A 14,627-nucleotide genomic window follows, 5' to 3' on the forward strand; every position below is an offset into this window, starting at 1 on the left:
GTGCGGGTGACGCGGGGCTTCGACCTGGCACGAACAGGCGGAAACCACGGCGTCAGATGCGAACGACCCCGCGGGGGTTGCCTGCGGGGCCGCTGCCTGCCCGACTTTAATTGCCGCTCGTCGGTTTGCGCCGCTTCGGCAGGGCAAAGACGTCGGCCAGCACGGCGTCGGCGGCGGGCTTGCGGGCCGCAGTGGGCGTGTCGAATACGCAGAGCACGTGTCGCTCATCGAGCACGGCCATGCCCTCGGCGCGGTCGTGGCCGGGGCGGTGCGGCACGTCGAACAGCCGCTGCAGGCGCTCGGGGTGGTGCAGGGTGTGGGCGGCGTGCGGGCCGAGCATGTCGGGCCAGCGGTACACGGCAATGGCGCCGTCGAGGTCCATGGTGGGGCCGGCCAGCAGGTACAGGTCGCGCCCGAGCAGGCGCAGCTCGCGCAGGCCCATGCCGCCCAAGTCCAGGAAGTGCTTGTGGTAGCGGTTGGCGGTGCCCGGCAGCTTGGCCAGGTGCAGGTTGCCGTGCCGGTCGGGCTGCGGGTGCAGCTCCAGCACCACGGCCCAGCCGCGCAGCACCGGGCCGCGCAGGCCCACAAACACGCGCCCGTCGGGCGTGGCTGCCAGGCCTTCGATGTCGAAGCCGTTGTCTTTGCCGGGGATGGCGAGGAAGGGCGCCAGGTGCTCGTCGCGGCGCAGCAGGTGCAGCAGCTCGTTGGCCGCCCCGTGGGGGCGCAGGGCGGCCGCATACAGAAAGTGGCCGGGCCGCGCGGGGTCGGGGGCGGTGCGGTGCAGGGTGAAGTCGCCGGTGGCGGGGTCAGGCAGCAGGGGCACGCGGGCCAGCAGGTAGCGGTTGGCTTCGGCTTCCACCACGGCCAACTTGCCGAGCTGTTTGGGCTGGTCGGGGTGGTCGGGCTTGGGGGCTTTGCGCTTGCGGCTGTGCGAGCCGATCAGCCAGAGGTAGTGCCCGGCCTCGGCCAGACCCTCGATGTCGACTTCCTGCTCGGGGCCGCCGGGTAGCTCCAGCAGGTCGGCCAGCCGAAACGAGGCGTGCTGGCCGAACGAGCCGTCGGGCTGCCGGCGTAGGCGCTCCAGCGAGGTGCTTTCGTCGCCGGCCAGCCAGAGGTTGTCGCCCGTCAGCAGCACCGACGACAGGCCGTCGCGCACGTGCTTGCCGGCCGCGTTGTGGCTGTGCTGCGGGTCGAAGCGCAGGGCGCAGGTGTGAGTTCGGGGCATGGCCGGGGAGGGATTAGTTGGCCCGCTGCTCGCGCAGCTTCTGCTGAATCTGAGGCTTGCGCTGCTGGTACAACTGATACTGGGCCGGCGTCATGATCTGCTTGAGCTGGCCTTCGGAGGTGGTATTGATGCGGCGCAGGGCGCTGCCCAGGCCGGCCTTGTCGGTGCCGTACTTGGCCTGCGCGGCGTTGACCTGCTCCACGGTGGCGGCCAGCACCTGGCGGATGCGCTGGGTCTGGTCGTCGCGCAGCTTCAGCTCGTCGGCCATGACGGCGGCCAGGTCGCGCACGTTTTCGCGGCGGATTTCCTCGGCGGAGCGGGTTTCGGCGGCGGTGCTGGTGGCCGCGGCCTCGCGCTGGGCGCGGCGGCGGCGGGCGCAGCTAGTGGCCAGGGTAACTATCAGCAGCAGAGCCAGCAGCCAGAATCGGGGGCGCAACATAACGGAGCAGGGAGAAGGAGGTGTGGGCGTGCATACGCGAAAACGGCCGGCGGGTGGCGCCGGGGGCGGGGTTAGTCGGCCAGATACTCGTGGCTGAGCTGGGCCATTACCTGCTCCAGGGCCGCGCACACCTGCTCCGTGAGGGCGGCCAGCTGCTCCGGGGGCGGCCCCCCGGGCTGGGCGGCGGCCTCCAGCTCGCGCAGCCCGGGCAGCAGCGCGTGCAGCCCCAACCCGCCCACCGAGCTTTTCAGGAAATGTGCTTTGTCGGCCAGGCCCGGCCAGCTGTGCTCGGCTGCGTGGCGGCGCATCTGCTCGAGCACGGGCGGCGTGGTGCGCACAAACAGCCCCACCATGTGGCGCAGAAAGGTCGCGTCGGCGGCGGCGAGGCGGCGCAGCGGGGCCAGGTCGAGCGTGGGCGGGGCCTGCGGCTCGGCCGGCTCCGCCTCCTGCGGGGCCAGCAGGTGCTGCAGGGTGGTGAGCAGCCGGCTTTCCTGAAACGGCTTGGAAATGTAGCCCACAAAGCCCGCCTGCCGGCAGCGGGCAGCCTCGCCGGGCAGGGCGTGGGCCGTGAGGGCCACCACGGGCGTGCGGGCGCGCTGCGCGTCGGGGTGGGCCTGCATCCGGCGGGCGGCCGTCACGCCGTCCATGCCCGGCATCTGAATGTCCATCAGCACCGCGTCGTAGCGCTGCTGGTCGAACAGCTCCAGGGCCTGCAGGCCGTTGACGGCGGTATCCACGGTGGCGCCCCAGCCGCGCAGCAGCGTGGCGGCCAGCAGCTGGTTCACGGGGTTGTCCTCGGCCAGCAGCACCCGGCTGCCGGGCGGCAGGCCGGCGGCCGGGGCGGCATAGGCGGCCGCCGGCTCCTGCACCGTCCCGGCCTCCTCGGCCGGCGGCAGGGGCAGCTCCACGTGGAAGGTGCTGCCCTGCCCCGGGGTGCTTTCGGCCCAGAGGTGCCCGCCCAGCAGCTCGGCCAGCCCGCGGCTGATGCTCAGGCCCAGGCCCGAGCCCCCAAACTCGCGCGCAGTGCTGGCCGAGGCCTGCGTGAACGGCTCGAACATGCTGGCCAGCTGGTGCGTGGCAATGCCGATGCCCGTGTCCTGCACCGCGAGGTGAAACGTGACGGCCGCCTGCCCGTCGGCCACCCAGTGGCCGCTGAGCGTGACCCGGCCCTGGGTCGTAAACTTAATGGCGTTGCCGAGCAGGTTCAGCAGGATCTGGCGCAGGCGGTGCGGGTCGCCGAGCACCCGCACCGGCTCGGGCGCCGCGGGCAGCTCCAGCAGCAGCTGAATCTGCTTTTCGGTGGCGCGCAGCTGCAGGCTGTCGAGCGTGTCGCGCAGCAGGGCGTAGAGGTCGAAGGGAATGTACTCCAGGCGCAGCTTGCCGGCCCCCAGCTGCGCCGCCGACAGCACGTCGTTGATGACCACCAGCAGGTGGTCGGCCGACTGCCGGATCAGTGTCAGGTAGTGGGCCTGGGTAGCGTCGAGGGGGCTACGGGCCAGCAGGCCGGCCATGCCCAGGATGCCGTTGAGCGGGGTGCGCACCTCGTGGCTCATGTTGGCCAGGAATTCCTGCTTCACGCGGGCGTTTTCTTCGGCCGCTTCCTTGGCCGCGCGCAGGGCCTGCTGCACCCGCTTCAGCTCGGTGATGTTGCTGTCGACGCCGAGCACCAGCACTTCCCCGTCGCCCTGCACGAAGGGGCGCTTGATGCTGTGGAAACAGAGCACGTCGCCGTCGGCGCGGATAAAGGTTTCTTCCAGCGCCAGGTGGGTGCCGGTCTGAATGACTTCCCGGTCCTGGGCGCGGTAGCGGACCACGGTGTCGGGGTCCTGGTGCAGCGCTTCGATGGTGCGGCCGATCAGGTCTTCCACCGTCAGCCCGAACAGATCGGCCGTGGCCTGGTTGGCCAGCACGTAGCGGCCCCGGCTGTCCTTGAGGTACACCAGGTGGGGTACCGAGTCGATAACCTGCCGCACCAGGCGGCTTTGCTCGGCCGTGCGGGCGCGGGCCCGCTGCCGCTCGGCTTCGTCGTGCTTCTGCCGGGTCACGTCCTCGCCCGAGCCGATGATTTCGCGGGGGCGGCCGTCGGGGTCGCGGGCAAACACGCTCTCGCGCACCCGCAGCCAGTACACCGAGCCGTCGCGGTGGCGCAGGCGGTACTCGGTGGTGAGCAGCACGCCGTCAGCCGCCTGCTGCAAGGCTTGGTGGTGAGCCTGTACCACCGGCAGGTCGTCGGGCAGCACCATGTGGCCGAACATGTCGATGCCCAAGGCCTGTAGGTCGCTTTCGGAGTAGCCCAGCACGCTGAACACCTGCTGGTTGCAGTAGATGTTGCGGCCTTCCTGCAGGTCGTAGAGGTAGATGATGTTGGGCACCGTATCGGCCACGCGCGCCAGGAAGTGACGGCTGCGGGCCAGCTCCTCGGTGGCGCGGTGGCGCTCGGTCACGTCCTCGGCCGAGCCCACCACCTGCCGCACCCGGCCCATGTCGCCGCGGTCAAACACCGTGATTTTGATTAGTAGCCAGCGCCAGGTGCCGTCGCGGTGCTGCATCCGGATTTCGGCCTCCAGCAGGCCGCCGTCGGCCAGGGTCGGGTACTGGCCGAAGGTGTTGACAAGCAGGGGCACATCGTCGGGGTGTACGAGCGTGCGCATGGCGCCGGGCGGGAGGCGCTGCAGCTCGGTCGGCGCGTAGCCGAGCACGATTTCCGCCTGGTCGTTGCAGTAGAGCAGGCGGCGCTGCAACATGTCGTACAGGAACACCAGGGTGGGCAGCGTGTCGTTGATGCGGGCCAGCAGGTGCTGGCTGCGGCGCAGCTCGGCCTCGGCCCGGCGCCGCACGCTGATGTCGGTCAGGTACACGTTGGCCCCGCCCTGAGCCGGCAGCGGTACCACCGTCCAGATGTAAAAGTGCCCGGCCAGGGAGTACTCGGTGGTGCGGGGGCGCTGCTCGGCCACCGCATCGGCAATGTGCTGGCGCAGAAACGCGGCGGTTTCGTGGTTGGCCGGGTCGGCCAGGGCCGCGCGCACGGGCCCGGCGGCCGCGTTGGCGTAGCGCAGCTCGCCCCGCAGGTCGGCCGTCAGGATGGGGTTCGGGCTCTGCTCCGACAGCTCCGACAGCTGCTGAATGCGCCGCTGGGCGTGGTGTTGCCGGGTCACGTCCTCGTAGTTCCACAGGTGCAGCGCCACCGCCGGGCCGTGGTGCAGCGGCAGGTAGTGGCCCTGCACCACGCGCCCGTCGCGCAGGTGGAAGGTGGGCTGCCCGGCTTGGGCCGGGTCGGCAATGGCGCGGTCAACCCAGGCGGCAAAGGCCGCCGCATCGACGGGCGGATTGGCGGCGCGGGCCAGCACCGCGGCGGTGGGCAGGCCCGGCAGGGCCGCCGGCGCGTCGGGCAGGCCCAGCAGGTCGCACAGCAGCTGGTTGGCCAGGGCCACCTGCCGGGTGGGCGTTTCGGCCAGCACGGCGGTGGGCAGCGTTTGCAGCAGCAGGCTGAGCTGGGCGGCCGTGGCCGTGCGCTGCTGCTCCACTTGCTGCTGCAGGGCCGCCAGCTGGGCCTGGGCGGCGGCCAGCTGCTGCTCGGCCAGCTGGCGGGCGTGGCGGTCCTGGGCCCAGCGGCGGACGCGGACCAGTTGGTGGCGGTGGAGGCGGACGGAGTCAGGACGCATAGGCAGGGCACGGATAAGGGCGCGGCGGCGCCGCGGCTCAGCGCACCCGCACCTCGTTGTTCTGAATCATACGGTAAATCGTGGACTTGCCGATTTTCAGCACGTGGGCCACGTGCAAAATGTTGCCGTTGTGCGCGTCGAGGTGGCGCTGCACGATGCCCGCCACCTGCTCGCGCAACGACTCCTGCCCGTTGGCTTCGGCCTCGGGGTGCAGGGTATTGCGCAGCGAGAGGTCCTTGGGCGTAATGGTGTCGCCCTCGGCCAGCACGGCGGCCAGCTCCACCACGGCCTTCAGCTCACGCACGTTGCCGGGGAAAGTGTACTGCAGCACCTTCTGGCGGGCCGCCTCCGAGAAGTGCAGCAGCGGCATCGAGTTGTGCAGGCAGAACTCGCGCAGGAAGGTTTCGGCCAGCAGCAGCACGTCGGCGCCCCGCTCGCGCAGGGGCGGCAGCACGATGGGCAGGCCCAGCAGGCGGTAGTACAGGTCCTGGCGGAAGTGGCCTTCCTTTACTTCCTCGCCCAGGTCGCGGTGGGTGGCCACCATCAGGCGCGCGTCGAAGGCCACGGGTTTGGTGCCGCCCACGCGCATCAGCTCGCGCTCCTGCAGCACGCGCAGCAGCTTGGCCTGCAGGTTCAGGTCCAGCTCGGCAATTTCGTCGAGAAACAGGGTGCCGCCGTGGGCCTGCTCGAAGTAGCCCACGCGCCGCGTCACGGCCCCGGTGAAGGCACCCTTCTCGTGGCCGAACAGCTCGGACTCGATCAGGTCGCGCGGCACGGCCGCCACGTTGACGGCCACGAACGGCTGGTCGCGCCGCGGCGACTGGTAATGGATGGCCTTGGCGGCCAGCTCTTTCCCGGTGCCCGTTTCGCCGCTCAAGGATACGGTGATGCTGGTGCGGGCGGCCTTCTCGATCAGGGCCAGCAGCTCCTTGATCTTGGGGCTGGTGCCCACGATGGAGCGGGCCGGGTCGAATTTCTGGCCCACCTGCTGGCGAAGCTGGGCGTTTTCGCGGCGCAGGGCCAGCTGCTCGCCTACTTTCTGGGCGCTGAACCACAGGCGCTCGGCCGTGTCGGCTTCCTTCACGAAGTAGTCGTAGGCGCCCTTCTTGAGCATGTCGATGGCCGTGCTTACGTCTTCCTGGGCCGAAATGACGATGATGGGCACCTCCGGCAGCCGCTCGCGCAGCTGGGCCATGATCTGCTCGCCGGAGGCATCCGGCAGCGAGTAGTCAAGGGTAATCAGGTCCGGCGTTTCACTGGCTAGGTGCTTGAGGCATTCCTGCCCCGAAGCAAACTGCCGAACCGTGTAATCCGGGTTCTGCGACAGTTTATAAGCCAGCAATTCGCTGTACCAGGCGTTGTCTTCAATAATGAAAACGGTGAGGGAGGGCGAAGGCATGTGTGGGGGTGGTCGACCCGCTGCTCAGCCAAAAGCCAAAGCCGCGGGCGTGGGAATGGGTGATTCCCGGTGAGTTTGTTTTCCGACGTTGCAATAGGGGCAAAAGGGCGCGTGCCGCTAGTATAGGGCATTCCGGGCAGGCTACCAACTATTCCCAAAATGGGACTACTATTCCAGCCACAGGAAAATATTAGTTTTTGTATATAATCGTAACGTCCTGATAGTTAGGGTGTATTTTCTGATAAAGGCCTGGCGGCCATAGAATTGCCAATTGCGCTACATGCCGAACAAAAACCCGTCGGCTGATACACCTGCGCAATTATGAAACATCTTGTCTCACTGCTGACTAACGCGGTCAAATGCCTGTTGCTGGGAGTAGCAGCGGGCGTGGCCGGCCCGGCCTTGGAAGCGGCCGCGCAAACGACTCCGGTCCCGTATTATTCCAAATTTGCGACGCCCACTGCGCCGACCCAATACAGCGTGCAGCGCAACGGCGTGCTGTGCGTCGGCTGCGGCGTGGCCAACCCCGACCGGGCCGCCGACAACAGCCTCACCAACTACGCCACGGTGCAGCAGAGCGTGGGCGCCGGCAACCGCGCCGCCGTGCGGCTGAGCCTGAACGGTGCGGCCCCGGCCCTGTACCGCGTGGGCGCCGTGGTGGGCAACGGCACCGCCCTCAACGCCAGTGCCCTGGATGCCATTGTGCTGCGCTCCTACCGCAGCGGGGTGCTGCAGGAAACGCGGCTGGCCAGCGCCGCGGGCGTGACGGCCACTACCCTGGCCGACGGCCGCACCCAGCTGGACTTCATCAGCCAATACGCCGTGGACCAGCTGGAAGTGGAAGCCACCATCGTGCTGAACGTGCTCAACACGCTGGACGTGTACTACGCCTACGCCGTACCGGCCAACGTGGTGACCACCGCCACCGGCTACCTTTCGCGCTTGGCGGCGGCCACGGCCAGCGACTACGCGGCCACGGCCTCGAGTGGCCTGACCTGCCTGAACTCCGGGGTGACGAACCCGCTCAACGCCGTCACGCCCTCGCTCACCGACAACGCTACCCTGCACGTGACGGGCATTGGCTGCCAGGCGGCGCTGCAAGTGAAGCTGGAGGGCAGCGCCCCGGCGGGCTATCAGGCCGGCTTTGTGATTGGCAGCGGCGGCCTGCTGGACCTGAACGTGCTCAGCAGCCTCCAAATCAAAACGTACCAAAACGGCGTGCTGCAGGAAACCGGCTCGGCTGCCAACCTGCTCGACCTGAAGCTGCTGCCCGATGGCAAGTACCAGGTGAGCTTCCGCACCAGCCAGCCCTTCGACCACGTGGAGCTGGAGAAAACCGGCCTGCTGGGCCTGCTCGACGACCTGCAGGTGTACTACGGCTTCGGCATCGAGCCCCGGGCGTTTGAGGACCAGGAGCCCATCCTGTCGGACTTCGCGGCGGGCCAGACCGGCGGCAACTACCAGACCGGCGGTAACTGCCCCAGCTGCATCAGCAACCCGGAGCGGGCGGCCGATGCCTCGCTGAGCAACTACGCGCAGATCAACTTCCCGACCATCAGCCTGGGCGGCTCGCAGCGCCTGCGCCTGCGCGTAAACGGCGACGCCAACGCCGGCAACCGCGCCGGGGTGGCCCTGAGCTTCAACAACGGCCTGCTAAGCACCAGCCTGCTGAGCAACGTGACGCTGCGCACCTACGCGGCCGACGGGACCTTCCTGGAAAGCGCCAGCGGCAATAGCCTGCTGAGCACCGGCCTGCTGGGCGGCGGCGCGCAGGAAATCGGGTTTATGACCACCCAGGATTTTGAGTGGGTGGAAGTGGAAATCAATAACGGCATCGGGCTGGGCAGCAACGCGCAGATTTACTACGCCTTCGCCGACGACCCGGTGCAGGGCTTCCCGAGCACCATCACGCCGCCTACGGTGCTGCCGGTGGAGCTGCGCGCCTTCCAGGCCGCCGCGGCTGCCGCGGCCGTGGAGCTGAAGTGGGAAACGGCTATGGAGAAAAACAGCAGCTACTTTGCCGTGGAGCGCGCCACCGCGGCCGACGGCGGCTTTGTGGAAATCGGCCGCGTGCCGGCTGCCGGCAACAGCACCTCCCTGCGCCGCTACGCCACCCGCGACGCCGAAGCTGCCCGCCTCGCCGCCGGCCTGCTCTATTACCGCCTGCGCCAAGTCGACCACGACGGCGCGACCAGCTACTCCGACGTGCAGGCCGTGCGCTGGCAGCCCAAAGCCGCCGCCGCGCTGCTGCTCTACCCCAACCCCGCCACCGACGTGGCCAGCGTGCAGCTGAGCACCGGCCTGCCCGTCGAGGGCAGCGTGCTCTGCATCTACACCACCCGCGGCCAGCTGGTGCGCCGCCAGCCGCTGGCACCCAAGTCGGCCAGCCTCACCGTGAAAGGCCTGCCCGCCGGTCTCTACCAGGTGGTGCTGCTCGACGCCCAAGGGCAGCGCGTGGCCAACGAGCGGCTGAGCGTGGTGCGCTAAGCCGCCCGCCGACGCCCGAAAAACACCCACGGCCCGACTTCCTGCGAAGTCGGGCCGTGGCTTGTATAAGTAATAATAAGCAGGCGCTTAGCGAAGGATTGATCAGCTAACAAGAAGGGTGCAACAGGGGCGAAAAACCGAGCAAAAGCTAGCGCGTCGTGCGCAGCAGGCGCATGGCGGGCCCCCCGGAAGCGGGGCGGGCCAGGTACACGCCGGCGGGCAGGCCGGGGCGGGGCGTCCAGGTGAGGGTGGCTTCGGCACCGGGGCCGGCGGGCACGGGCAGGCGCTCCACCACGCGGCCCAACTGGTCGGTGATGAGCACCTGCGCCCCGGCCTGCTGCGGGCGCGGCAGCGAGAAGCGCACCTGCTCGGCGAAGGGGTTGGGGAAGGCGCTCAGGGCCGGCTGCTGCCGCGCCGCATGGGTGGCAGTGGGGCGGGCGGGCACGGCCCGTAGCACCAGTACAAAATTCTGGGCGCCGCGCAGGGGGCAGGCGTTGTCCACCACCTGCACCGGGATGCGGTACGTGCGGCCGATAACGTCGAAGTCGGGGCGCAGGCGCACCTGCAGCACGGGGGCGCTGGTGCCGTTGCTGCTCACCGAAACGGGGGCGGCCGGAGCGCCGGGGTTGGTGTACATGCTCGGGTAGAGCGGGTCGGCCGGGGTGGCGAACGTCACCGTCAGCAGGTCGTTGGGGTTCGGGTCGCTGAGGGTGAACGAGGCGGTGGTTTGTCCCGGCCACGGGCATTCCACCACCAGCGAATCGGTGGGCGTGCCGGCCACGCTGGGCAGGTTGGGCACCTGGTTGCCCCCACAGTCCGTCACGATGACGATGATGTCGCGGCGCACCGAGCCGACGAGGTAGTAGCGGCCGTTGAGGCGGCGGTACTCCGTCACCTTGCCTATCACCGAGTACTTGTTGTTAGCCGGTACGTTGGCGTCGTAGAAAGAAGGCGTAAAGGTCGCGCTGCCGGTGGTCGGGTTGAAATTGAACGAGGGCACCAGCGTGAGCACCGGGCAGGAGCCGGTGGTGTTGAACGAGGGAATCGGGAACGTGGGCGAATAGGTAAGATTGGTCGGAAACACCGGCACGCAGGGCGGCCCCGGTATCGGGACGACCTGCGGCAGCACCTTGTAGAACATCGGCTGGTTGCAGCCTTCCAGGGGACGGTCCAGGCTGTACACCAGCGAGTCGCCGTCGGGTTCAAACGCGCTGAAGCTAAGCGTGGTGCGCTGCTGGTAGCAGGTAAAGGGTATCGGCACGTTCTGATCGGAGTACTGCGGCGAGGTGTTGGTGACGGTTTGCGTGGTGCCGCCGGCCAGCGTGAGCTGGTTGTTCAGCGTGGCTTCCAGGTACAGGTCGCCGGAGGTGTTGGGGGCCACGTTGGCCAGCGCGGGCCGGGCGTTTTCCGTCACGCTCAGCGTCCACGACGGGGCGGGCGGCAGCGTTACCACCGCTTCGTACTTCGCGGTTTGGTAATTGGGCCGGCCGGTCGTCGAGCAGCTGTTGTCGGCGGCGTTGCAGTAGGGGGAGCCGAAAGTCAGTAAACCGCGCGAGAGGGTGGCCGTGAAGTTGCGCGAGTCGTTGCTGCTGCAGGCCGTCGTGACCGTACCAACCCGGCAGCTCAAAGTTAGCTGGGCCGGCGCGTCGATGCCGCTGCAGTCGCGGAAGAAGCGGCAGGTTACCCGGTAGCGGTTGGGCTGGGAGGCCGTGCCCACGTATTCGTAGGTCAGCTGCCCGCCCAGGGCGTGCGAGGCGCGGGCGGCCGGCGCGTGCAGCAGCAGCCAGCCGCTCAGTACCAAAAGGAAGCGTAAACAAGATTTCATAGGCAGTACAGGTGAAAAAATGATGGAAGCAGTGACGGTCGATAGAGCGGCTAGCGGCGCAGCAGGCGCATGGCGGGCCCCCCAGAAGCGGGGCGGGCCAGGTACACGCCGGCGGGCAGGCCGGGGCGGGGCGTCCAGGTGAGGGTGGCTTCGGCGCCGGGGCCGGCGGGCACGGGCAGGCGCTCCACCACGCGGCCCAGCTGGTCGGTGATGAGCACCTGCGCCCCGGCCTGCTGCGGGCGCGGCAGCGAGAAGCGTACCTGCTCGTTGAAGGGGTTCGGGAAAACGCTCAGCCCCGCGCGTAACTGCTCCGCGTGGGCAGCCGCGGTACGAGCAGGCACCACGCGAATTACCAACATGTTATGCTGCACGATCTTAACGGGGCAGCCGTTGTCTTCTACCCGCAAGGAAATGCGGAAGGTGCGGCCCAGCAGCGTAGCCGCCGGGCGCAAGCGCACCTGCAATACCGGCGCCGCGGTGCCGTTGCCTACGATAGTCAGCGGCACAGTTGTGTTGCCCGAGGCGTACAGGCTTAAGTAAGTATCCAGGTCGATGTTATGCGTGGCCGTCAGCGTCAGCCGGTCACCGGGGTTGGGGTCGGTAAAGTGGAAATCGGCGGAAGTCGTCGTTAGCACCGGGCTTTCCACCACCAGCGAGTCGGTAACAGGGCCGGCGGTGCCCGCGCTGGTGCCGGGTGGGTTGGGCGCTTGGTTGCCCCCACAGTCGGTCACGACCACCATCATGTCGCGGCGCACCGAGCCGACGAGGTAGTAGCGGCCGTTGAGGCGGCGGTACTCCGTCACTTTGCCTATCACCAGATAGCGGTTGTTGGCCGGCACGTTGGCGTCGTAGAAGTAAGGCGTAAAGGTGGCGCTGCCGGTGTTGGCGTTGAGGTAAAACGAGGGTATGGCCACCCGCACCGGACAGGTACCGGTGAAAGTGAACGAGGGCAGTGGAAAAGTGGGCAGGAAGAAGCTGCTGGTACTGGTCGGCAGCACCGCCACGCAGGGTGGGGTGGTTGATACTATAATCACTGCGCCACCTAGAGAAGGCGTATACCGCATCGGCTGATTGCAGCCTTCGAGGGCGCGGTCCAGGCTGTATACCAGCGAGTCGCCGTCGGGCTCGGTGGCCGAAAACGACAGGGAGCTGCGTTGTTGTGGGCAGGCAAACGGGACCGGCGCGTTCTGCTCGGAATATTGCGGCGAGGTGTTGGTGATGGTTTGCGTGGTGCCGCCGGCCAGCGTGAGCTGGTTGTTCAGCGTGGCTTCCAGGTACAGGTCGCCGAGCGTGTTGGGGGCCACGTTGGCCAGCGTTGGGCGGGCGTTTTCCGTCACGCTCAGCGTCCACGAGGGAGCGGGCGGCAGCGTTACCACCGCTTCGTACTTAGCCGTTTCGTAGTTGAAGCGCCCGGCAATGGCTCCGCAGGTATTGCCGAGGCTGGCGCAATACGGCTCGCCACCAATAATCTGGCCGCGCACGAGCGTGGCCCCGAAGTCGCGCGGGTCGTTGCTGCGGCAGGCGGTAGTGGGCGTGCCCACCCGGCAGCTCACCAACAGTGCAGTAGGAAGGGTGCCACCACATTCCCGAATCATCATGGCGGTTACCCGGTAGCGGTTGGGCTGGGAGGCCGTGCCCACGTATTCGTAGGTCAGCTGTCCGCCTATAGCGTGCGAGGCGCGAGCGGCCTGAGCACTCAGCAGCAGGCCCCCCAGAAACACAAGAAACCGTACGTATTGGCTCATAGGAACGAATGGTTAATGGCTGGTATTTCTAACGCGAGCGGCTAGCGGCGCAGCAGGCGCAGCGTCTGGCCGCTGCCGGCCACGCGGGCTAGGTACACGCCGGCCGGCAGCGGCTCGGCGGGCCGCCAGGTCGTTGTGGCGGAGCCATCGGCCGTCGGCCGCAGCAGCAGCTCGGCTACCACCTGGCCCAGCACGTTGCTCACCACCAGGCGCGTCGGGCCGGTGGCGCCGGCCACCCGGAACGTGACGGCCTCGGCGAAGGGATTGGGCGAGGCCGTGGTCAGGCTGGGCGCGGCGGCGCGGGCCGTGCCCAGCACGCGTTGCCCCACCTTGAACCGGATGACCGCCCGGTGGATGCCCCCCACCGGGCAGTTGTTATCCTCGGCACGCACCGCCGCCAGGTACGTGCCGGGGAGCTGCGTGGCCGGGGGCGAGAAGGTAAGCCCTAACTGGTTGAGCGTAGCGGTATTGGCCTGGAAGGCGCCCGCCGGTACCGGGACGGGGCCCTGGAGCAGCGGCGTCGAAAAGCTGAGCTGGTGCGCGCCGTCGGGGTCGGTGCCCGTCAGCAGCACGCTCACGGTCTGGCCCGGTGCCACCCGCACCGTATCGGTCAGGGCTACAGTCTGCACCCCGTTGTCGACGCGCATGGCCGGGTTGATCTGCGGCGCGTGGTTGGCAAACTGGTACTGCTCGCAGTCGATGATGACCACCAGCATGTTGCGCGTCATGCTCCCGACTTCGTAGTAGGCGCCGTTCAGGCGGCGGTACTCCGTCACCTTGCCCGCCACCACGTAGCGGTTGCGGGCGCGGTCGGCCACGGTGGCCTCCGGGTAATACACGCTGGAATGAAAGGTGAAGGCGCTCGTGTGGCTATAGAATTGCCAGCTGGGCAGGCCGGTGCGCGTCGGGCAGCTGCCCGTCAGCACGTAGCTGGGCAGCGGAAACGCGGCGGAGTAGCTGGTGGCGCCCGCCGGCAGCTGCGCCTGGCACGGCTGGCCCGCCGGGTCGTTGGGCAGCGGCAGCAGCCCGCCCGGCGCGAAGGACTGGTACACGACCGGCGTGTTGCACGCGGTCAGCGGGGCGACGAGGTCGTAGGCCAGCGAGTCGCCGTCGGGCTCAAAGGATGAGAAGGAGAGGGTGCTGCGCTGATTGCGGCACACCACGAACGTCGGCGCGTCCTGGTTCAGGTACTGCGTGCTGGTGTTGACGACTGTTCGCGTCGCCCCGTTCACCACCAGCTGATTGCGCAGCGTGGCTTCTAGGTACAGGGGCTGGGCGGCGGCGTTCTGCACATTGGCCAGCGCCGGCCGGCAGCAGGCTTCCCAGCTGAGCGTCCATTCGGCGGCGGGCGGCAGCGTCACCACGGCCTCGTAGTACGTCTCTTCGTAGTTGAAGGGGGCGTTCGGGTCGCACTGGTTCACGTTCGGCACCGGGTTGATGGTGCAGTAGGGGTGCCCGATGGTGGTAGTGGCAGTGCGGGTGAGCGTGGCCGTGAAATTGCGCGTGTCGGTGCTGGCGCAGGCCGTCTGGGGCGGGCCGACGCGGCAGCTCAGCGTTTCGGTCGGGTTGAAGGCCGCGCCGGCGCAGTCGCGCTGCAGGCGCAGGCGCACCCGGTACTGATTGGGAGTTGTGCCGAACAGGGTTTCGTAAGTCAGCTCGCCCGTTAAGAATTGGGCTGCCTGCCCCGATAAGGGGAGCAGGCAGCAGAGCACGAACAATGGCAACACGCGGAGTAGGGGTTGAATCATTGGGCAAGCGGTTAGCGTGAGGGATAATGCCACCCACAAAACTGGGTGGAGCGGCGGAGGACAATAGGCTTATTTCCGCAGCCGAACCACGTGTTGC

Annotated in this window: 8 protein-coding genes; 1 reads left to right on the plus strand and 7 read right to left on the minus strand. The window is 68.2% G+C overall.

Annotated features, from left to right (window positions below; genetic code table 11):
- Positions 1-106: 106 nt before the first annotated feature.
- The 4 genes from DLM85_RS09285 to DLM85_RS09300 form a co-directional block, all read right to left on the minus strand.
- Positions 107-1,225, minus strand: coding sequence for a DUF3616 domain-containing protein (locus tag DLM85_RS09285; protein WP_111477828.1), 1,119 nt, complete (start codon positions 1,223-1,225; stop codon positions 107-109).
- 13 nt (positions 1,226-1,238) lie between these two features.
- On the minus strand, positions 1,239-1,664 hold the full coding sequence (locus DLM85_RS25435; RefSeq protein ID WP_165822073.1) for a hypothetical protein: 426 nt from the start codon (positions 1,662-1,664) through the stop codon (positions 1,239-1,241).
- Positions 1,665-1,735: 71 nt separating this feature from the next.
- Positions 1,736-5,326, minus strand: a complete 3,591-nt coding sequence (locus tag DLM85_RS09295; RefSeq protein WP_111477829.1) for a PAS domain-containing protein — start codon at positions 5,324-5,326, stop codon at positions 1,736-1,738.
- 37 nt (positions 5,327-5,363) lie between these two features.
- Positions 5,364-6,725: a sigma-54-dependent transcriptional regulator gene (locus tag DLM85_RS09300; protein ID WP_111477830.1), complete on the minus strand. Its 1,362-nt coding sequence runs from the start codon at positions 6,723-6,725 to the stop codon at positions 5,364-5,366.
- Between the two features lie 321 nt (positions 6,726-7,046).
- Here DLM85_RS09300 and DLM85_RS09305 point away from each other — a divergent pair, with 321 nt between their 5' ends.
- The gene (locus tag DLM85_RS09305; RefSeq protein ID WP_111477831.1) at positions 7,047-9,212 is read left to right on the plus strand and encodes a T9SS type A sorting domain-containing protein; all 2,166 of its coding nucleotides are present in this window, start codon (positions 7,047-7,049) and stop codon (positions 9,210-9,212) included.
- A gap of 148 nt (positions 9,213-9,360) precedes the next feature.
- On the opposite strand, the gene DLM85_RS09310 is transcribed toward DLM85_RS09305, so the two are convergent.
- From DLM85_RS09310 to DLM85_RS09320, 3 genes are read right to left on the minus strand one after another with little or no spacing between them, the layout of a single operon-like run.
- Positions 9,361-11,037: a hypothetical protein gene (locus DLM85_RS09310; protein WP_133256986.1), complete on the minus strand. Its 1,677-nt coding sequence runs from the start codon at positions 11,035-11,037 to the stop codon at positions 9,361-9,363.
- A gap of 50 nt (positions 11,038-11,087) precedes the next feature.
- Positions 11,088-12,782 (minus strand): hypothetical protein, encoded by a 1,695-nt coding sequence (locus DLM85_RS09315; RefSeq protein ID WP_133256987.1) that lies wholly within the window; start codon positions 12,780-12,782, stop codon positions 11,088-11,090.
- A gap of 41 nt (positions 12,783-12,823) precedes the next feature.
- Complete coding sequence (locus tag DLM85_RS09320) at positions 12,824-14,530, minus strand: T9SS type A sorting domain-containing protein (RefSeq protein ID WP_133256988.1); 1,707 nt, start codon at positions 14,528-14,530, stop codon at positions 12,824-12,826.
- Positions 14,531-14,627: the final 97 nt, after the last annotated feature.

This window comes from Hymenobacter edaphi (genome assembly GCF_003258365.1).
Classification (GTDB): domain Bacteria; phylum Bacteroidota; class Bacteroidia; order Cytophagales; family Hymenobacteraceae; genus Solirubrum; species Solirubrum edaphi.

Bases quoted from the DNA above. Each gene is read 5' to 3' on its own strand.
- DLM85_RS09285 (WP_111477828.1), bottom strand. From the start codon at position 1,225: ATGCCCCGAACTCACACCTGCGCCCTGCGCTTCGACCCGCAGCACAGC.
- DLM85_RS25435 (WP_165822073.1), bottom strand. From the start codon at position 1,664: ATGTTGCGCCCCCGATTCTGGCTGCTGGCTCTGCTGCTGATAGTTACC.
- DLM85_RS09295 (WP_111477829.1), bottom strand. From the start codon at position 5,326: ATGCGTCCTGACTCCGTCCGCCTCCACCGCCACCAACTGGTCCGCGTC.
- DLM85_RS09300 (WP_111477830.1), bottom strand. From the start codon at position 6,725: ATGCCTTCGCCCTCCCTCACCGTTTTCATTATTGAAGACAACGCCTGG.
- DLM85_RS09305 (WP_111477831.1), top strand. From the start codon at position 7,047: ATGAAACATCTTGTCTCACTGCTGACTAACGCGGTCAAATGCCTGTTG.
- DLM85_RS09310 (WP_133256986.1), bottom strand. From the start codon at position 11,037: ATGAAATCTTGTTTACGCTTCCTTTTGGTACTGAGCGGCTGGCTGCTG.
- DLM85_RS09315 (WP_133256987.1), bottom strand. From the start codon at position 12,782: ATGAGCCAATACGTACGGTTTCTTGTGTTTCTGGGGGGCCTGCTGCTG.
- DLM85_RS09320 (WP_133256988.1), bottom strand. From the start codon at position 14,530: ATGATTCAACCCCTACTCCGCGTGTTGCCATTGTTCGTGCTCTGCTGC.